Origin of the sequence: Salmonella sp. SAL00672 (genome assembly GCF_046552175.1) — a bacterium.
GTDB lineage: Bacteria > Pseudomonadota > Gammaproteobacteria > Enterobacterales > Enterobacteriaceae > Salmonella > Salmonella enterica.
This window is the reverse complement of record NZ_JBGDUQ010000001.1, coordinates 402,666-422,610: the sequence shown is the minus strand read 5'-3', so window position 1 is coordinate 422,610 and position 19,945 is coordinate 402,666. Positions and strand designations below refer to the sequence as shown.

Genomic DNA, 19,945 nt, shown 5'->3' with positions numbered 1-19,945 from the left:
GGGAGGCGAACATATGTCTATGGAAACGCAGGACATTATTAAACGGTCCGCAACAAACGCCATCACGCCGCCTCCGCAGGCGCGTGATTACAAAGCTGAAGTCGCGAAACTGATCGACGTCTCCTCCTGTGTCGGCTGTAAAGCCTGCCAGGTAGCCTGTTCTGAATGGAACGATATTCGCGATAACGTTGGCCATTGTGTCGGGGTGTACGATAACCCTGCCGATCTCAGCGCCAAGTCCTGGACGGTGATGCGCTTTACCGAAACCGAGCAGAACGGCAAGCTGGAGTGGCTGATTCGTAAAGATGGTTGTATGCACTGTGAAGATCCAGGCTGTCTTAAAGCCTGTCCGTCTGCCGGGGCTATCATCCAGTACGCGAATGGGATTGTTGATTTTCAATCTGAACACTGTATCGGCTGTGGTTACTGTATCGCCGGGTGTCCGTTTAATATTCCGCGCCTCAACAAAGAGGACAACCGCGTTTATAAATGTACGCTCTGCGTCGATCGCGTCAGCGTGGGCCAGGAACCGGCCTGCGTCAAAACTTGTCCGACCGGGGCTATTCACTTCGGCACCAAAAAAGAGATGCTGGAACTGGGCGAGCAACGCGTGGAGAAGTTAAAAGCGCGCGGCTTTGAACATGCCGGTATCTACAACCCGCAGGGCGTCGGCGGTACGCACGTCATGTATGTGCTGCACCATGCCAATCAGCCGGAGTTGTACCACGGCTTGCCGAAAGATCCGCAGATCGATACCTCAATCAATCTGTGGAAAGGGGCGCTAAAACCGCTGGCCGCAGCGGGCTTTATCGCCACTTTCGCCGGTCTGATTTACCACTACATCGGTATTGGCCCGAATAAAGAAACGGACGACGATGAGGAGGATCATCATGAGTAAGTCGAAAATGATTGTGCGCACGAAATTTGTCGACCGCGCCTGTCACTGGACGGTGGTGATCTGCTTCTTCCTGGTAGCGCTGTCAGGGATTTCGTTTTTCTTCCCGACGCTACAATGGCTGACGCAAACCTTCGGCACGCCGCAGATGGGACGTATTTTGCACCCGTTCTTCGGTATTGCCATTTTCATCGCGCTGATGTTTATGTTCGTGCGTTTCGTCCACCACAACATCCCGGATAAAAAAGATATTCCGTGGCTGAAAAATATTGTCGAAGTATTAAAAGGCAATGAGCATAAGGTGGCGGATGTCGGTAAATACAATGCCGGACAGAAGATGATGTTCTGGTCCATTATGAGCATGATTTTTGTGCTGCTGGTGACTGGCGTGATTATCTGGCGTCCGTATTTCGCGCAGTATTTCCCCATGCAGGTGGTGCGTTATAGCCTGTTAATTCATGCGGCGGCGGGCATTATTTTAATGCACGCGATCCTCATCCATATGTATATGGCGTTTTGGGTGAAAGGCTCGATTAAAGGCATGATCGAAGGGAAGGTCAGCCGTCGCTGGGCGAAGAAACATCATCCACGCTGGTATCGTGAAATCGAGAAGGCGGAAGCAAAAAAAGAGAGCGAAGAAGGTATTCAGTAATTCTTTCGCAATCTGATAAACAAGGCGCTATCCTGGTAGCGCCTTGTTTTCATCTGCTGTCTGTATACTCAGACGACCACAGCAAATCGTTTAACGACGGAAATCGATGACCATACGGCCACGAATTTGTCCCTGTTCCATCTCTTTAAAAATAACGTTGATATCTTCAAGCGGACGTAAAGCGACTTTTGGCACGACTTTTCCTTCCGCCGCGAACTGGAAGGCTTCGGTCAGATCCTGGCGTGTCCCCACCAACGAACCGACAACCTGAATGCCATCCAGCACCAGGCGAGGGATATCAAGGTTCATGGCTTCTGGCGGCAACCCGACTGCCACCACGCGGCCTCCGGCGCGAACGGCATCTACTGCGGAATTAAACGCCGCCTTAGCGACCGCGGTAACCACCGCTGCGTGCGCGCCACCGGTTTTTTCCTGCACAATTTTAGCCGCATCTTCCGTACGTGAATTAATGGTCAGATCTGCGCCCATTTCCTCGGCCAGTTTCAGTTGTCCATCATTGACATCAATGGCGATCACTTTCGCATTGAAAACGTTTTTCGCGTACTGCAAGGCCAGATTACCCAGACCGCCCAGACCGTAGATGGCAATCCACTGGCCAGGTTTAATATGAGAAATCTTCACCGCTTTATAGGTGGTAACGCCCGCGCAGGTAATACTACTTGCCGCTGCAGAGTCCAGACCTTCCGGTACTTTCACCGCATAATCCGCGACGACAATACACTCTTCGGCCATACCGCCATCTACCGTGTAACCGGCATTTTTCACGTTGCGGCATAAGGTTTCATTGCCCGTATTGCAATACTCACAGTGTCCGCATCCTTCATAAAACCACGCGACACTCGCGCGATCGCCGGGTTTCAGCGAGGTGACACCAGGACCGACTTCCGCCACGACGCCAATGCCTTCGTGTCCCAGAATAACGCCGGTTTTGTCACCGAAATCGCCGTTTTTCACGTGTAGATCGGTATGGCATACGCCGCAGCACTCCATTTTTAGCAAAGCTTCACCGTGGCGAAGGGGACGCAGCGTTTTCTCAGTAACATCAACCTGATGATCTTGTGTGACAACAGCAGCTTTCATAACCTTCTCCTTTTATTAATAGTGAACTGCATAGCAGGTAAGTAATAGCAGGTAAGGCGCTATTACCTCTTAGGATTAATATTTCTGATGAGTTATGCAAGGCGGCAGAAATACAATGTAATAGTTTAGCCAGGATTATCCTGATAAATCCCCGTTCAATACATAAAGGTGCCTAATATTAGTAGCTTGACAAATAAGCAGGGAAAGGAATTCAGGTGTGTCGACAGACTCACCAAAACTAAAAAAGAAAGTGATATCCGGCGGCATTCACCGCCGGGTACGTATTAAATGGAAGTCCGACGGTAGTCGCGGTATTCCGGTTTCCAGAAGTTATCGTCAATCGCCTGTTGCAGCGCTTCCGCAGAGGTTTTCACCGCTACGCCTTGTTGCTGCGCCATTTTACCTACGGCAAAAGCGATAGCGCGCGACACGACCTGGATGTCTTTAAGCGCTGGTAACACTAATCCTTCGCCGTTATTCACCAGCGGAGAATGTTTCGCCAGCGTCTCACTGGCTGACATCAGCATTTCATCAGTAATGCGCGATGCGCCGGAAGCGATAACCCCAAGTCCGATGCCGGGGAAAATATAGGCGTTATTACATTGTGCGATCGGATAAACCTTATCTTTCCAGATGACCGGCGAGAATGGACTGCCGGTTGCCACCAGCGCGTTGCCTTCCGTCCAGGCGATAATGTCCTGTGGCGTGGCCTCCACGCGAGAGGTGGGATTAGAGAGCGGCATGACGATCGGGCGAGGGCAATGCTTATGCATCTCGCGGATGATCTCTTCAGTAAAGAGCCCGGTCTGGCCGGAAACCCCGATCAGAATATCCGGCTTCACGTTACGCACCACATCCAGCAGCGACAGCACGTCATTTTCGGTATCCCAGTGCTGGAGATTGTCGCATTTCTGCACCAGTTTTGCCTGGAACGGCAATAAATTAGGCATCCGGTCCGTCAACAGGCCGAAGCGATCGACCATAAAAACGTTCTGTCGAGCGGCATCTTCGCTTAAACCTTCACGCTGAGTCTGCGCGATGATTTGTTCAGCAATCCCACATCCGGCGGAACCCGCGCCGAGGAAAACGATTTTCTGCTCGCTAAGCTGACTGCCGGCAGCGCGGCTGGCGGCGATCAACGTACCGACGGTCACGGCTGCGGTGCCCTGAATATCATCGTTAAAGGAGCAAATCTCATCACGATAGCGCGTCAACAGCGGCATTGCGTTTTTCTGCGCGAAATCTTCGAACTGTAGCAGGATATCTGGCCAGCGCTGCTTAACGGCCTGAATAAACTCATCGACAAACGCATAATACTCATCGTCGGTAATGCGCGGATGACGCCAGCCCATGTAAAGCGGATCGTTGAGTAACTGTTGATTGTTGGTGCCGACATCCAGCACAACGGGAAGGGTATAGGCCGGACTAATGCCGCCGCAGGCGGTGTATAATGACAGCTTACCGATAGGGATCCCCATCCCGCCGATGCCCTGATCGCCAAGCCCCAGAATCCGCTCGCCATCCGTCACCACAATAACTTTAATGTTGTGGTTAGGCACATTCTGCAAAATGTCGTCCATATTGTGACGGTTCGGATAAGAGATAAATACGCCGCGCGCCCGGCGATAAATCTCAGAGAAGCGCTCACAGGCCGCGCCCACGGTCGGGGTATAGATAACCGGCATCATCTCTTCAAGATGGTTTTGCACCAGTCGATAAAAGAGCGTTTCGTTGGTATCCTGGATGTTACGCAGGTAAATATGCTTATCGATTTCTGTTTTAAACCCCTGATACTGGAGCCAGGCGCGTTCGGCCTGTTCTTCAATCGACTCGACGACCTCTGGCAGCAGCCCTGACAAATTGAAGTTGCGGCGCTCTTCTACGCTAAAAGCGCTGCCTTTGTTTAACAGGGGGAATTCCAGCAATACAGGGCCAGCGTAAGGGATATAAAGGGAACGTGCTTTCTTGGTTGTAGTTTCCATGTTACTCACTCTTTTTCGAATAACTGTCCCTGGCACCGTCGTTTATCATCATATATTGCCTTCCACCAGGGAACCGACCCTGAGTATAAAGCATTGTGAGACGTTAAGGTCATTCCTGTAAACAAAAACACCATTGCAGATGCAATGGTGTTTAACGTCATTTCAGGACTGTACGATTACTTTTGGCTATCGGCGCGGCGCTTTCTGCCGGTTGGGTTATTCACCACGCTGTTGGTGTCGCCTTCAGTAACAACCTTACGCTGGTTGGAAATTCTGTAATCCAGTCCAAGTATATGACGAGCCTGACGGTTCGATTTCATGTTAACTCCTCAATCCTGTTGCTAGTTTTAAGGACAAATTCGCTTACGCGAAAGAAACGTAACCCCTAAGGTTGCCGATACAGCATAGCAGGTTTTACAGAGTCGGGTGCTGCCCGCTTACCACATAGTTGATGGTCTGCTGGTAGATGTCACTGAGGATGTCATTGTCGGAAGCCTCAACCCATTTGGTCAGCTCCATTAAAATATCATCTTCGGTGACAACGCCTAACTCCGCGCGTAATCCTTGTTCAATCGCGTTGACCAGGGCCGGTTGTGCTGCTGAGGTATTTGCTGAGTGATAAGTAAACATATAATGCCTCCGTGAAAATGTATTTATTTAGTACGGCTCGCAGAAAATTAATTCGTATTCAGCATGGCAAATATTTTTGCGGCTGTGGTTAAGATTAGTCCTGGAGTTATTTTAACGCAACGCGGAACTCTAATTGTTTACCCCAGAAGAAAATATATTACGTTTGCCCATTACATATCCTCATACTAGTAGTGGACAATAAATATACATTTAAAAGGCTACTTATTGCGATTTTTATCCTTTATTACAACGAGATAAGACAAATCTTAATTTGAATGAAAATATACATAATGGAATACGCTTCCGGAAGAAAAAGTAAGGATAAAAGGAGGGATATATTCTTTAAAGAAAGGGAGGCCTGTTGGTTTAATATCCATCACTGAAAAAGCATACAACTATTTTCTATATCTGAAGTGCGGGTAATCGACAACATGCTACATCCATCGGCATGGACAACGCAGATTATCAGCATAGTCTATACTTTATTTTTTGAGCCAACAGGAGAGCAAAAATGACAATCCATAAGAAAGGTCAGGCACACTGGGAAGGCGACATCAAACGGGGTAAAGGTACTGTATCAACAGAAAGCGGCGTGCTTAATCAACAACCGTATGGATTCAATACCCGGTTCGAAGGCGCGCAGGGAACCAACCCGGAAGAGTTAATCGGCGCCGCACATGCGGCCTGTTTCTCCATGGCGCTATCACTTATGCTGGGAGAGGCTGGATTTACGCCGACATCCATTGACACCACCGCTGACGTATCGCTTGATAAGGTGGAGGCGGGCTTCGCCATTACCAAAATTGCGCTACAAAGCAAAGTCGCGGTAGCAGATATTGATGCTTCAACTTTCGATCAAATCATCCAGAAAGCAAAAGCCGGGTGTCCGGTTTCGCAGGTTCTGAATGCGGAAATCACCCTCGACTACCAGCTTAACGCCTGATAACCTCGCCAGCCCGGTAACGATGGGTTGATCGGGCTGATGAATATACTTTCAGGCGGAGGGCTCGCTCCCGGTCTATCTGAGATCCTGCCGTATTTCTATCACCTCAACGCGCCGTAGACCACGTCTGCGGCTATTGTCGTGGCCTACTTTTTCGCCTTAAAATCTGCTCGCCATGTTGCTTTATTCATCAAACATCAAAATCAGTCAACGTAAATATCAATAATAGCCATATCACGGAGGGTGATCTTTATTCCTGAGAGAGGAGGGGTATTATTTTCTGTGTTCTACATTAACGGGTTAACGCGCAGATGTAGAGGTTATTTATATAATTATTGGAGCAACAACAATGAATAAATTCTCCCTTGCTACAGCAGGTATTATCGTGGCAGCGCTGGTAACCAGTGTTAGCGTGAATGCGGCAACAGATACTACTAAAACAAACGTTACGCCTAAAGGTATGAGCTGCCAGGAGTTTGTTGACCTCAATCCGCAGACGATGGCGCCAGTCGCTTTCTGGGTGCTGAATGAAGATGAAGATTTTAAAGGCGGGGACTACGTAGATTTCCAGGAAACTGAGACGACAGCAGTGCCGCTAGCCGTTGAGCTTTGTAAGAAAAACCCGCAGAGTGAATTAAGCAAAATAAAAGACGAAATCAAGAAAGAACTCTCAAAATAAGAGTAAACTGATATCAAAACCCGGCCTGTGTGTCGGGTTTTACTATTTGTGACACCGTCACAAATAACATCTTTCATTTCTTCTACCAATCACGTGGTATTGCACTATTTTCATTAGAGCCCTTTCACTATATGGAGACCTAATGAAAATTTTACCGCTGGCACTCTTTATCATTCCTTTTCTGGCCGGATGCGGCGCCAATAATACGCCGCCGCAAACACCTATTCCCGGGGAAAAAACCTCTGCCAAATTACGTACCCTGGAAACAGGCGCGGCGGCTATTCAATCCAGACCACCTGTCGATGCCATCAGTACCTACCTTGACGGGTTCCATTTTTATAGCGGTGATAAAAACGGACAGATGGAAGCGCACCATTACGTTACCGTCCTGAACGAAGATGTCATGCAGGCGGTGATTTACGACGGCAATACGAAAAACGCGCGCCTGATGGGGGTGGAGTACATTATCAGCGAACGTTTATTTAAAACGCTTCCTCCCGAGGAGAAAAAACTGTGGCACAGCCACCAGTACGAGGTGAAATCCGGTAGCCTGGTGGCGCCTGGCTTACCGCAGGTCGCTGATAAAGCGTTGATGAGTAAGATTGTTAATACTTATGGCAAGACCTGGCACACCTGGCATACCGACCGGGATAAAACCCTGCCAATGGGTATCCCTGCGCTGATGATGGGCTTTACTGGCGACGGGCAGCTTGACCCCGCGCTGCTGGCCGATCGGGATCGCCGTCTGGGAATTGATACCCAGGCCATTAAACGCGAGCGGCAGGATCTGCCTGAACATCCCGTTGTTAAGGGGGCTAACGCCTGGGAGCAGGGGGAGGTTATCCAGCTACAGCGTGTTCAGGGCTCTGGCGAACACGGGCGAGGCGATACCGCGCACTTCGGTACATCTGAGCAATCCCGACAATAATTCCACGGTTTTACACGCAGATAGGAAAAAGAATGCCTGTTAAGTGACAGTGTCACGTAAAAATTAGCCCCATAGTCTATGCTTGTTTTTCGGATGCTGTAGAGGTTATGGGTTAAACGGAGCGACAAATGAGTTCAAAAATTTTTTGCAAAAGCTGGGGGGCTGAATATATCGCCGCTGATGTTGTCCGCTTTCGTCTTTGGGCCACCGGTCAGCAAAAGGTTATGCTCAGGCTTGCGGGTAAAGACCAGGAAATGCAGGCGAGCGGTGACGGCTGGTTTACGCTGGACGTCTCCGGGGTGACGCCAGGTACGGAGTATAACTTTGTACTCAACGATGGCATGGTGGTCCCCGATCCGGCTTCCCGCGCCCAAAAAACTGACGTCAACGGTCCGTCATATGTGGTTGATCCAGGCAGCTACACGTGGCGCAACACCGGGTGGAAAGGTAGCCGTTGGGAGCAGGCCGTGGTGTATGAGATGCATACAGGCACGTTCACTCCGGAAGGCACTTTCCGCGCCGCAATAGCAAAGCTGCCTTATCTCGCTGAACTCGGCGTTACCGTTATTGAAGTGATGCCCGTTGCGCAATTTGGCGGCGAGCGCGGCTGGGGCTATGACGGCGTACTGCTTTACGCGCCGCATTCTGCCTATGGGACGCCGGATGATTTCAAAGCGTTTATTGACGCCGCGCATGGGTATGGTCTTTCCGTCGTCCTGGATATTGTGCTGAACCATTTCGGCCCGGAGGGAAATTATTTACCGCTATTGGCGCCGGCGTTTTTCCACAAAGAGCGCATGACACCGTGGGGAAATGGTATCGCCTATGATGTCGACGCCGTGCGGCGCTATATCATCGAGGCGCCGTTATACTGGCTGACAGAATACCATCTCGACGGCTTACGCTTTGACGCTATCGATCAGATTGAGGACAGTAGCGCCAGGCATGTGCTGGTTGAAATCGCACAACGTATTCGGGAAGACATTACCGACAGGCCCATTCATCTGACTACCGAAGATAGCCGCAATATTATTTCTCTGCATCCCCGAGATCAGGATGGCAATGCGCCGCTGTTTACCGCCGAATGGAATGACGATTTTCATAATGCCGTCCACGTTTTTGCGACCGGAGAGACCCAGGCCTACTACAACGATTTTGCTGATGCCCCGGAAAAACACCTCGCAAGAGCGCTGGCCGAAGGATTCGCTTATCAGGGAGAAATTTCACCGCAAACCGGCGAACCTCGCGGCGTAAAAAGTACCGGACAACCCCCGGTCGCTTTTGTGGATTTTATTCAGAATCACGATCAGGTCGGTAACCGCGCCCAGGGCGACAGACTGATAACCCTGGCGGGTGCTGAACGAACAAAAGTATTGCTCGCCACGTTGCTGCTTTCACCGCATATTCCGCTGCTTTTTATGGGCGAAGAGTATGGCGAAAGCCGTCCTTTTCTTTTTTTTACCGATTTCCATGGGGATTTAGCCCGCGCCGTTCGTGAAGGTCGCGCAAAAGAGTTTGCCGATCATGCAGGGGAAAATGTTCCGGACCCGAATGCGCCAGAGACCTTTCAACGCTCAAAACTTAACTGGAAGCAACAGCACAGTGAAGAGGGTAAAGCGTGGCTAGCGTTTACCCGCGAACTACTGCTTTTGCGCCAGAAGCATATCGTGCCGCTGCTGTCCGCTGCCCGTGAGAGCTCAGGAACGGTATTGCAAACCGCGCCCGGATTTATTGCCGTTAGCTGGCGTTTACCGGGAGGAACACTGTCACTGGCGCTGAATATTAGCGCCACGACGGTATTGCTGCCCGATTTACCGGGTAAGACCCTCTTCGCCTGGCCGAATGAATCCACCGGGTCGCTTTCCCAACATTCTCTTATTGTCCGCTTAGCCCAGGGAGAGTCTGCATCATGATCCCAACTGCAACGTATCGCCTTCAGTTTCGCAATGGCATGACTTTCGATCGCGCTGCGGCGCTGGTGCCTTACCTTAAAAATCTGGGTATCAGCCATCTTTATGCCTCACCCATCTTTACCGCCACCAAAGCGTCAACGCATGGTTATGATGTCACCGATGCGAATGAGATTGAGCCTTCTATTGGCGGGCGTGAAGGATTTGAAAGACTGGTGGCCGAACTTAAAGCGCAAGGGCTGGGATTGATCATCGATATTGTGCCTAATCACATGGCCAGCTCGCTGGAAAACGCCTGGTGGCGCGACGTGCTTGAATATGGCAAGGAGAGCCGTTACGCGCGCCATTTCGATATTGACTGGTCGCGCCGACTGACGCTGCCTTTTTTAGGCGACACGTTTGACGCCGTGCTGGAAAACGGAGAAATTGCGATCAAGCCCGATCCCGCTACGGGTAAACCCACGTTCGCCTATTATGATAACTATTATCCGCTTGCGCCGGCGACGTGGCAGGGGCGCGAGGCCGAAATACTGGCGCTTACCGATAAAGCCGCTATTGCTGATTTGCATGAGCGCCAGCCGTGGAAATTAATGTCCTGGCGCGATGCCGCTCGCTCGCTTTCATATCGGCGTTTCTTTGAGGTCACAGGGCTGGTAGGAATGCGGGTGGAAGATAAAACCGTCTTCGACGATACACATCGGCTGATTCTGGAGCTGGTCAGAACGGGGGCGGTTGACGGTTTACGTATCGATCATATCGACGGCCTTGCCGATCCGAAAGCCTATCTTGCGCGTTTACGTCAGGAAGTGGGGCCGGCGTGCTATATCACCGTGGAAAAAATTCTCGCTAAAGGCGAGCAACTTCCTGATGACTGGCCGGTTTCCGGCACCACAGGCTATGAATTTATCGCCTCGCTGGCGGAGGTGCTGGTTGACGATGAGCAGATAGACAATTTGCGCCAGGCTTACGAGACCGTTAAAGGCGCGCCAGTGGATATGCGGGCGGAATTACGGGCGGCTAAATTGCTGATGGTCGATCGCAATTTCGAGGGGGAATTTACCCGGCTGCTCGCGCTTGCGCTGTCGATTGCCAGCGAGCTACAGATCGCACAGGAAGAGAGCGTCGTTCGGCAGGCGTTACGCGAGTTATTAATTGCCTTTCCCGTATATCGCACTTACGGCACGGCAGAAGGGCTACCGCCGACCGATATTTGCCTGTTACACCGTATTGTGGAACGGGTAAAGACGCTTGAAAACCCTCCGCAGCCAGAAGCGCTTACATTTCTGAGCCGTCTTCTTACCGGCGATGTTCCCGCCTCCAGCCAGGAGGAGGCGACACAGTTTCGCGTTCGGTTCCAGCAACTCACCGGTCCGCTGATGGCGAAATCGGTAGAGGATACGCTTTTCTTTCGTCAAAACATGGGACTGGCGTTAAATGAAGTCGGCGCCGAGCCCGTCACGCATCACTTCTCCATCGAACGCTTTCACCATGAGATGAAAACCCGACAGGCGCGACAGCCTGATGCGTTATCCGGTACGTCGACCCACGATACCAAGCGAGGCGAGGATGCGCGAGCACGGCTGTATACGCTTACCGAAGCGCCGGAGCAGTGGAGCGAATGCCTTGCCCGCTGGCGGCAGATGAACCAGACCCATGTCAAATTTTTGAATGATGGCACTGCGCCAAAATCGGCGGATACGTGGATGTTATATCAGGCGCTGACCGGCGTCTGGCCCCCGACGCTACAACCACAGGACGAAACAGGTTTAAACGCGCTGAAAATACGCTTTGAAGCCTTTGTGGAGAAAGCGCTACGCGAAGCGAAGCTACGTACCGATTGGGTGGACAGTAATGAGGCTTACGAAACGGCAATGCTTGATTACGCCCGTTATTTACTGGCGCCGGATAATCAGACATTTTTGCAGGATTTTTATCGTTCCTTGCAACCCTTCATCCGCGCAGGACTGGTTAACAGCCTGACGCAGACCGTTATCAAATTAACCGCGCCGGGAGTACCTGATATCTATCAGGGGAGCGAGGCGCTGAATTTTAGCCTTGTCGATCCCGACAACCGCCGCGAACCGGATTTCGCCACGCTGGCGCAGCAGTTAGACCAACTGACGCCGGGAGTTTTCTCGCGCGAGGAGAGTTGGCTGGACGGGCAGGTGAATCAGTATGCCACCGCCGCCTTACTGCGTTTGCGTCAGCAGAATCATGAGCTCTTCCGTTTTGGCGACTATATACCGCTGCGGGCTGTTGGTCAGCGTGCCGACAAGGTCATCGCTTACGCCAGAGTCAATCATGATGATGCGCTGATTGTTGTTGCGCCCCGACTGGTGTTCGCCGAATGTGACGGCTTATTGTCACAATCGCATAGCGGTTTCTGGTCAGGAACCGACATTATTATACCCGGACAGCTTAATCAGCATCGTTATCGCAATGTGCTTACCCAGGAGAGGTTAATGCCTGGTGAACGCCTGTCGTTGGCCTCACACCAGGGCGGCGTACTGGTTTTAATGAGCGACTGAGTTTATGTGTTGATGTGCCGTGACAGGACAACGTTTACCGTGGGTGGAGAAAGAGAATGACAACAAACAGGGCTTTTGAAATCAGAGCAGGATACAGCCATACGCTTGGCGCAAATTATGACGGCGAAGGCGTGAATTTCGCTATTTTTTCCGCCCATGCGGAACGCGTCGAGCTTTGCCTTTACGATCCGAGCGGGGAGCATGAAATCGCTCGTCTGGAGTTACCGGAATATACCGACGAAATATGGCACGGCTATGTCCCGAAGTTGCAGCCCGGCGCGCTGTATGGGTACCGCGTTTACGGTCCTTATGACCCGGAAAATGGTCATCGTTTTAACCCCAACAAGCTGCTTATTGACCCTTATGCCCGTGAGCTGGTGGGCGATATTCAGTGGAACGATGCGCATTTCGCGTATCAATTACTTCATGACGATAAAGATTTGACCTTTGATGACCAGGATAGCGCGCCATTTACGCCTAAATGCCGGGTGATTGATCCGGCTGAGGCGAATTGGGAGGATAGACAACGGCCTTCCATACCGTGGTCGAACGCCATTATTTATGAAACGCATGTAAAAGGCTTTACCCAGCTTAATTCCGCGATCCCTGAGCCTCTACGCGGTACGTTTGAGGGCATGGGGCATAAAGCCAGCGTGGATTACATTAAAAGTCTGGGTATTACCTCCGTCGAGCTTTTACCCGTTCACTGGTTCCCGGACGATCAGCATCTGCTCGATAAAGGACTGAAAAATTTCTGGGGATACAACTCGCTGGGCTTTTTTGCGCCGGCGACGCGCTACTATGGTCCAAAAGGTATTCAGGGATTCCGCGATATGGTGCGCGCTTTCCATGATGCCGGCGTCGAAGTGATACTGGATGTGGTCTATAACCATACGGCAGAAGGGAATGAACTTGGTCCCACGCTGTCATTTAAAGGTATCGATAACTTCTCTTACTATCGCACCATGCCCGATCAGCATCGCTATTACATTAACGATACAGGGACAGGTAATACCGTCAATACCTCTCATCCACGGGTACTGCAAATGGTGATGGATTCCCTTCGCTATTGGGCGGAGTCAATGCATGTCGACGGCTTTCGTTTTGATTTGGGCACCATTCTTGGTCGTGAGCCGGAAGGCTTTGATCAGAGAGGCGGCTTTTTTGATGCGGTAACGCAAGACCCGGTGCTGGCAAAACTGAAACTGATTGGCGAACCCTGGGATATCGGACCGGGCGGCTATCAGGTTGGCGGCTTTCCACCAGGGTGGGGCGAATGGAATGATAAATACCGCGATACGGTACGCGAATACTGGAAAGGTGACAACGTCACAAATGATTTCGCCGCACGCCTGCTGGGTTCCGGCGATCTCTATGATTTGCGCGGCCGTCGCCCCTGGTCAAGCGTTAACTTTATTACAGCCCATGACGGCTTCACGCTGAACGATCTGGTGTCTTATAACGACAAACATAATGAAGCCAATGGCGAAGATAATAATGACGGGCATAATGATAACCGCTCCTGTAACTATGGCGCAGAAGGGCCAACCGACGACGAAGGCATCAATGCGATACGCGAGCAACAGAAACGTAATTTCCTGACCACCTTGCTTTTCTCGCACGGTACGCCAATGTTATTAGCGGGCGATGAGTTTGGCCGCAGTCAGATGGGCAATAACAATGGCTACTGTCAGGACAGTGAAATATCGTGGGTCCACTGGGATAATTTGCCGGAAACCGCCAATGCGCTACGGGAGTTTACCCGTCATCTGATTCAACTGCGCGCCACGCAACCGTTGCTGCGCCGGGAGAGCTGGCGTGACGGTCTGGAGATCCGCTGGTTTAACGCCGGCGGAGGGGCGCAGCAATCCGAACAATGGGATGAGGGATCGACGATAGGCGTATGTATTAGTCGACCCGATCTTCAGCCGGAAGCGGGGATCTGGCATGACGCCTTACTGCTTTTCAATCCGTTTGAAGGCAGCGTACCGTTCCGTATTCCGATGTGGGGAGAAGGCGGCTGGGTACTTGAACTGACGACTGCCGATAACGCGCAGCAGGGAATGCGGATTACCGAAGAAATGGATTTCGATCTGGCCGGGCGCAGTATCGTGTTATTCAGACGCCCCTGATAGTAAAACCGCGCTCCGGACCCAACCGGCCTTGATGGCCGGTTTTTTACTGGCGCTCAGGCGATATCATGCCGCAGAAATAACACCGGTGTTAGTTTACCGCCCGAAAAATTCATCCGCCTGTTGGTATTCCTTTGATTGTCTTCACCGATATTCGCTTCAGGCCGTCTATTGCCATTTCAAGGTAGGTACGTGGACATCCCAGATTTAAACGGATAAATCCGCTGCCCGCCGGGCCAAAGCCGCTGCCCATTGAAGGAGCAATACCCGCGACATCCGCCATCACCCATTTTAGCTGTTCGTCATCCAGTCCCAGTTTTTTACAATCCATCCATAATAAATAGGTTCCCTGCGCCGGGACAATTCTTGCCCAGGGAAGGTGCTCTGTCGCCTGTTCAACAAACCAGCGGCGGTTTTCCGCCAGGTAATCCAGTAGCGAATCCAGCCACTGTCTGCTTTCATTCCATGCGGTAGTCGCCGCCTGAACGGAGAGGGCGTTAAAGACGTCCAGCCCATGAGCGTCCAGACGAGACAGGAATCGCTGGCGAAGCGTAGGATCGGGAATGAGAAAATTAGAAATTCGCAACGACGATAAGCCAAACGTTTTGCTGGCCGCAGTGGCGGAGATGACCCGTTTATGCCAGCGCTCCCCTAAATGCAGTACCGAGGTAAAGGTTTCGCCGGGCAGCAATAGATCGGCCCATATTTCATCCGAGATGAGAGTGACATCATAAGCTTCACATAATAAAAGCAGTTGCTCCAGCTCGTTGGCCGACCAGCAACGCCCGGTTGGATTATGTGGATTACACAAAATCATCAGCGGAGGGCGCTCATGGCGAAACAGCCTTTCCAGTTGGCAAAAATCCATCTGGTAGCCGTCGTCCGGCGACTCGCTAAGGGGATTCTCCAGCAGTTTTCTACCATTAAGCGTGATTATTTTGGCGAAGGAGCCATAGTATGGCCCCTGTACCACTACGCCGTCGCCTGGATGCGTCAACATTTGCACCAAGAGTGCCAACCCTGGTACGACGCCTTCCACGCTGCATACCCATTCCTGTTTTAACGTGAGCTGGTGGCGTGACGAAAACCAGTGAAGCAGGGCGTTAAAATAGGCTTCATCACGATCGCTATAGCCAAATACGCCGTGCTCGATTCGCTGATGCAATGCCGCCTGAACCTCAGGCGGGCAGGCAAAATCGAAATCAGAAACCCACATCGGCAGCAGTTTCCCAGCGCCGTCGCCAAAGTGACGCTCAATAAAATCCCACTTTACCGAACCAGTATTGTTGCGATTGATAATCTGGTTAAAATCCATCTTGTTTCCTTATTATTTCGTCACTGACGTTTGCGGCGACTTTTCTGAAGCGGAGGCAGTTCTGGCAATACCAACTCCGCTAAAACCATAAATTAATGCGAAGAAGATCGCCGCATAGCACTGGATAGCCCAAGGCAGAAGATCAAGCGTGCTAACGCCCAGCGTGGTCGCCATGTAGACGCCAGCCGAGGTCCATGGCAGGAGAGGTTCGATAACGGTACCGGCATCTTCTATCGTCCGTGAAAGGTTTTTAGTATCCAGCCCCATACGACGATAGGCATCTTTAAACAGTTCGGCGGGAACTAACAATGCCAGTTTACCGTCGCTGGTCGCTCCTGTGACCAAAATTGTGGTGCCGATAGTGGCGGCAATGAGTTGACCAACGCTATGAATAATGGTCAGCAGTCGGTTAATGATGATCGTTAACGCGCCGGTTAACGTTAGCGCTCCGGCAAATGAAAAAGCGCAGAAAACTAACAGTATCGTTCCCATCATCGAGAACATTCCGCCCCGGTTTAGCAGGCGTGGAACATCGGCCACGACACCTTCTGCGCCTTGTGGGAACATGGCGATATCAAATCCATCAATGAAAGCGTCCAGTCCCTGTTTGATGCTCAGTCCCTGCATGATGACGCCAAGGAATAAGGCAAGTACGCAGGCGCTTAACATTAATGGGATGACAGGCTTCTTGCGAATTGCGCCCCACAGTACGATCATCGGCGGCAAAATAAGAACAATATTAAAATGGTATAGCGACTCCAGCGAGTGGATGATGTCCGTAACGCGCTGCGGCGTGGCCACCTCGCCCAGCATATTACTGTGTCCGGCGATAAGATAAACCACGGCGGCAAGCAGGAAACTTGGCAGGGTCGTCCAAAGTAAATGCTGAATATGCTCAAACAGAGTAGTGTCTGCGACAATCGCGGCAAAGTTAGTCGAGTCGGACAACGGTGAGATTTTGTCGCCGAAATAAGCGCCAGAAACGACGGCGCCAGCTGCTGCTGCAAGAGACACGTCCAGCCCGGCGGCAACCCCCATTAACGCAACGCCAACCGTCCCGGCGGACCCCCACGATGTACCGGTACAGACGGAGACCACGCTGGTTAAAAAGAAGGCTGCAATCAAAATATATTCCGGGCTTATGAGTTTTAGCCCCCAGTACACCATGTAGGGAATGGTGCCACTAAACATCCAGGTGCCAATCAAACCGCCCACGCAGATCAGGATCATGATAACCGGCATTGCCTTAGCCAGTTTATCCACCACTGAGTTGATGATGTCTTCCCAACAGTATCCTTGCCACCATGCAATGCCTGCCGCTACCGCCGCAGAGCATAGAAGGAGCGGTTCGATACGTAGCCCCATGATGCCGTAACCGATAATCAACAATAGCAACATGGAGATGACTGGGATTAGCGCTAAACCCAATGACAGCGTTTTCTTCTTGTTTTGTGATGCACTCATAATGGAGCTCCGGTCAGTAAGGTAGCTCAAGGGTAGGGGGATACGCTTTCCACTACTGTGATCCATTACTTTCGTCCATGTAACCGATTACATGAGAAGGGTTAATTTGACAGCCATCACGGTTTTTACTGTTGACGACGCATTCACCGTGAAAAATAGGGCGCGACAGAATCGCGGATCACCAGTTCGGCATTGAAATGATTGCTGCTGGGCGGCGGCGTAATGCCCTGGTATAACTGTATCGCCAGTTGCGCGGCACAACGCGCCATTTGTTCGACCGGATAATGCATTGTTGTTAACGCCGGATAAAGATACCGGGCCAGCACCACATCATCAAAGCCGACAATAGAGAGCTGTTGCGGAAGCTGAACGCCGCGTTGATGAAGAATACGCATAATGCCAGCGGCCATCACATCGTTAAACGTGACCGCTGCCGTAAGGGGAAGCCCGCTATTAATAAGTTGATGCGCGGCCCGCTCGCCGCCTTCTTCGTTAAACGGAACGCTAATCACCCAGCGAGGGTCTGGAGAAATACCATATTCTTCCAGCGCCTCACGGTAACCATCAAGGCGTTCCTGACGATCAATAATTGGCAAGTCAGATGTCACACAGGCAATGCGCCGATGCCCGTTCGCCAGGAGATATCGGGTCGCTTCCCTGGCGGCGCTGCGATTTTCCAGCCAGATACACCGGTTGGCCATACCGGCGATATAACGATTAACAACAACCAGCGCTGGAAAGTGGGCTGCGTAGCGCAGCAGCTCTTTATCCGGTAATCGGCTGGCGTGTACAACAATAGCCTCACAGCCTTGATTAACCAGAAAATCCAGTCCCGCTTTTTCCATTTCTTCGTCGTGGCCGCCGCTACATACCATCAAGCGATACTGCTGCTTACGAGAAACATCTTCTACGCCGCGAGCAAGGCGGGCAAAAAAAGGATCTGCCAGATTGCCGGTTAACAATCCGAGCATATCGCCGCTACGTTTCGCCAGCGCGATAGCGGCGGCATTCCGGCGATAATTGAGATCGCGCATGGCTTTCTCTACACGTTCGCGCGTGACGGGTTCAACCCACGCGGTCTGGTTAATGACGCGTGATACAGTCGCGGTTGATACACCGGCCATGGATGCAACATCCTTTATTGTCGCCATGTTAAGCTCATATTTGTTCGTTTAAAGGGTATCAAAGCCATTGATTATCATGTTACGTGGAAATCAGTGCAATCACTGCGGCGCAGCCTGAATTTATAAACATTTTTAAAATCATCCTAAATCCTGGTAACTGCAAATTTTAGTAGCTACCTCAATGAGTTATTGACCACTGAATTTTCTACGATAACATGACTAACAATATACACATGATAAGAACCACTACACTGGGAAATCGTTGCGTGGTGGTTCGGAGATAGATGATGAGTAGTATTACAAAAAGCATACAGAATGAATATGTTTTATTGATGGAAAACGCTTTTTCTGAAAAATATAAATATGCATTCAGAAATTTAGAACTAAAAGAATTACGTAGATTCATCCTGAAAGAGCTAATTAGCTCTCCCGAGTTAGATAATCAACTTACAAACCTAATCGTGTTGCTAAATAAATTTTGGGATACTCACGCCGCGGCGCTTATAACAGAAGTGCGGGCGTCTAAAAGTTATCGATTATTACTTCCGATTCAACGCTTTGGTTATAACATATCTAATCACCTTAGATCTCTGGGGATTTATTTTGATAGCATCATAATATCTCATCCGGATTAATTTTTGCAGGAACAGCCACGTTAGGTATAGCTTCTCTTGCCATGCCGCAACTGACATTACTTTCAGCAGCAGCAACGGGAATTGGCCTGGCCTTTGGAGGTAAAAGTCTGGCAGATATTTTTAGTGAACATAAAGCACATAAAAATGAAATCCAGATGTTAGAAAAAACACCAGTATCGCTTTTGTATGGGGCATATAAAAAGAAATAGTCATACTGTGTATACCGTCTGGTAGCGGAAGTCAGTTTTTGTAGCAATTGTCGTAAAGTTACTCAAACAATCACATTGTTCAGAAAAGCCTGTGAGGAAATGGTTGAGAATAGGGGGTCTTCCGCTGATTCCCCGAACTATCCACCAGTTCACGCAAACGCTGTGCTAACTGGTCTACCGTTTTTCCCCGGTAGCTGCTTCGACCGTCAGATTTTCCAGTGTATTGTCAGTATCATAACGATCTGGACGCCGGCGAATTATCTGAGGAGTAAAAAACATGGCCGCGTATGACATCGAAAAAGACATCGGGCCGCGGGTTCAGATTATCCAGGAGATACACGAATTAATTCTGGCGGGTGAAATGGAAGTCGCCAAAGGGATGCTGCGCACGCTGATTAAAGTCACGTTCGCTTATCCTGCGATTTTTGACGAGGTTCGGCAGGAATGCCAAATCAACAATGCGCATGTTGTCGCCGGATGTGGATCCGGGTATCAAAGCGTTTATAGCCGTTGTCAGAGCTGCAGAACATCAGTCAGAAAAAGCAGCGGACCAGGGTAAAACCCACTGAGCAAAAACCTGCGCGACGAACCGGTCACAGTGGCCGGTTTTTTTATGTCTGCGTGGCGTGTGCTGCGTGAAATCGTGTGCAGGATAAGCGGGTGCAAATCAACAGAATTCGCGCAGCGTCACGGCAGGGAAGGGATCAAACTTATGGGCCAGAAGTTTTTTGACATACACGAATCCAGCCGTTTTAACACGTCTTTTAAAATGCCCTGATGCATTTAACATAATATACATTATGCGCATCAACATTGTA

At 50.7% G+C, this 19,945-nt stretch carries 16 protein-coding genes and 1 pseudogene; 10 read left to right on the top strand and 7 right to left on the bottom strand.

Annotated features, from left to right (window positions below; all coding sequences use genetic code 11):
- Positions 1-13: 13 nt before the first annotated feature.
- Both fdxH and fdnI read left to right on the top strand, forming a co-directional pair.
- Complete coding sequence (gene fdxH / locus ACLJTG_RS02210; RefSeq protein ID WP_000061599.1) at positions 14-898, top strand: formate dehydrogenase subunit beta; 885 nt, start codon at positions 14-16, stop codon at positions 896-898.
- Complete coding sequence (gene fdnI, locus ACLJTG_RS02205; protein WP_000045657.1) at positions 891-1,547, top strand: formate dehydrogenase-N subunit gamma; 657 nt, start codon at positions 891-893, stop codon at positions 1,545-1,547. Before fdxH ends, fdnI begins: the two co-directional genes overlap by 8 nt.
- A 90-nt stretch (positions 1,548-1,637) precedes the next feature.
- On the opposite strand, the gene adhP is transcribed toward fdnI, so the two are convergent.
- From adhP to bdm, 4 genes are all read right to left on the bottom strand, one after another.
- The gene (adhP, locus tag ACLJTG_RS02200; RefSeq protein ID WP_000642447.1) at positions 1,638-2,648 is read right to left on the bottom strand and encodes an alcohol dehydrogenase AdhP; all 1,011 of its coding nucleotides are present in this window, start codon (positions 2,646-2,648) and stop codon (positions 1,638-1,640) included.
- Positions 2,649-2,932: 284 nt separating this feature from the next.
- Positions 2,933-4,630 carry an NAD-dependent malic enzyme gene (locus tag ACLJTG_RS02195; protein WP_000450511.1) on the bottom strand — a complete coding sequence of 566 codons (1,698 nt, stop codon included), beginning with the start codon at positions 4,628-4,630 and terminating at the stop codon, positions 2,933-2,935.
- Positions 4,631-4,806: 176 nt separating this feature from the next.
- The gene (gene sra / locus ACLJTG_RS02190) at positions 4,807-4,950 is read right to left on the bottom strand and encodes a stationary-phase-induced ribosome-associated protein (protein ID WP_023260388.1); all 144 of its coding nucleotides are present in this window, start codon (positions 4,948-4,950) and stop codon (positions 4,807-4,809) included.
- A 94-nt stretch (positions 4,951-5,044) separates the two neighbouring features.
- Positions 5,045-5,260 carry a biofilm-dependent modulation protein gene (bdm, locus tag ACLJTG_RS02185; RefSeq protein WP_000495700.1) on the bottom strand — a complete coding sequence of 72 codons (216 nt, stop codon included), beginning with the start codon at positions 5,258-5,260 and terminating at the stop codon, positions 5,045-5,047.
- A 511-nt stretch (positions 5,261-5,771) separates the two neighbouring features.
- Between bdm and ACLJTG_RS02180 the strand changes: the two genes are divergently transcribed.
- The 6 genes from ACLJTG_RS02180 to glgX all read left to right on the top strand — a co-directional run bounded on the left by ACLJTG_RS02180 (position 5,772) and on the right by glgX (position 14,380).
- Positions 5,772-6,203, top strand: coding sequence for an OsmC family protein (locus ACLJTG_RS02180; RefSeq protein WP_000152297.1), 432 nt, complete (start codon positions 5,772-5,774; stop codon positions 6,201-6,203).
- A 349-nt stretch (positions 6,204-6,552) separates the two neighbouring features.
- Positions 6,553-6,882: an acid-activated periplasmic chaperone HdeB gene (gene hdeB / locus ACLJTG_RS02175; RefSeq protein WP_001032161.1), complete on the top strand. Its 330-nt coding sequence runs from the start codon at positions 6,553-6,555 to the stop codon at positions 6,880-6,882.
- Positions 6,883-7,024: 142 nt separating this feature from the next.
- A complete protein-coding gene (locus ACLJTG_RS02170; RefSeq protein WP_000698598.1) occupies positions 7,025-7,810 on the top strand; it encodes an OBAP family protein in 786 nt (261 codons plus the stop codon).
- 128 nt (positions 7,811-7,938) lie between these two features.
- Positions 7,939-9,723: a malto-oligosyltrehalose trehalohydrolase gene (treZ, locus tag ACLJTG_RS02165; protein ID WP_079951426.1), complete on the top strand. Its 1,785-nt coding sequence runs from the start codon at positions 7,939-7,941 to the stop codon at positions 9,721-9,723.
- Entirely contained in the window at positions 9,720-12,248 is a 2,529-nt protein-coding gene (treY, locus tag ACLJTG_RS02160; RefSeq protein WP_079951427.1) for a malto-oligosyltrehalose synthase, read from the top strand. The genes treZ and treY overlap by 4 nt, the downstream gene beginning before the upstream one ends.
- A 56-nt stretch (positions 12,249-12,304) precedes the next feature.
- The gene (gene glgX / locus ACLJTG_RS02155; protein WP_000210580.1) at positions 12,305-14,380 is read left to right on the top strand and encodes a glycogen debranching protein GlgX; all 2,076 of its coding nucleotides are present in this window, start codon (positions 12,305-12,307) and stop codon (positions 14,378-14,380) included.
- A gap of 112 nt (positions 14,381-14,492) precedes the next feature.
- Here the strand turns inward: glgX and ACLJTG_RS02150 are convergent, their stop codons facing one another.
- The 3 genes from ACLJTG_RS02150 to ACLJTG_RS02140 all read right to left on the bottom strand — a co-directional run bounded on the left by ACLJTG_RS02150 (position 14,493) and on the right by ACLJTG_RS02140 (position 18,310).
- On the bottom strand, positions 14,493-15,695 hold the full coding sequence (locus ACLJTG_RS02150; RefSeq protein WP_000347148.1) for a MalY/PatB family protein: 1,203 nt from the start codon (positions 15,693-15,695) through the stop codon (positions 14,493-14,495).
- A gap of 12 nt (positions 15,696-15,707) precedes the next feature.
- On the bottom strand, positions 15,708-17,159 hold the full coding sequence (gene nhaC, locus ACLJTG_RS02145; RefSeq protein ID WP_001276626.1) for a Na+/H+ antiporter NhaC: 1,452 nt from the start codon (positions 17,157-17,159) through the stop codon (positions 15,708-15,710).
- 143 nt (positions 17,160-17,302) lie between these two features.
- Positions 17,303-18,310, bottom strand: coding sequence for a LacI family DNA-binding transcriptional regulator (locus ACLJTG_RS02140; protein ID WP_000201080.1), 1,008 nt, complete (start codon positions 18,308-18,310; stop codon positions 17,303-17,305).
- A 257-nt stretch (positions 18,311-18,567) separates the two neighbouring features.
- Here ACLJTG_RS02140 and ACLJTG_RS02135 point away from each other — a divergent pair.
- Together ACLJTG_RS02135 and ACLJTG_RS02130 are read left to right on the top strand one after the other, a co-directional pair.
- Positions 18,568-19,127 (top strand): annotated as a pseudogene (locus ACLJTG_RS02135) (hypothetical protein).
- 277 nt (positions 19,128-19,404) lie between these two features.
- A complete protein-coding gene (locus ACLJTG_RS02130) occupies positions 19,405-19,686 on the top strand; it encodes a hypothetical protein (protein ID WP_001580000.1) in 282 nt (93 codons plus the stop codon).
- Positions 19,687-19,945 lie beyond the last annotated feature (259 nt).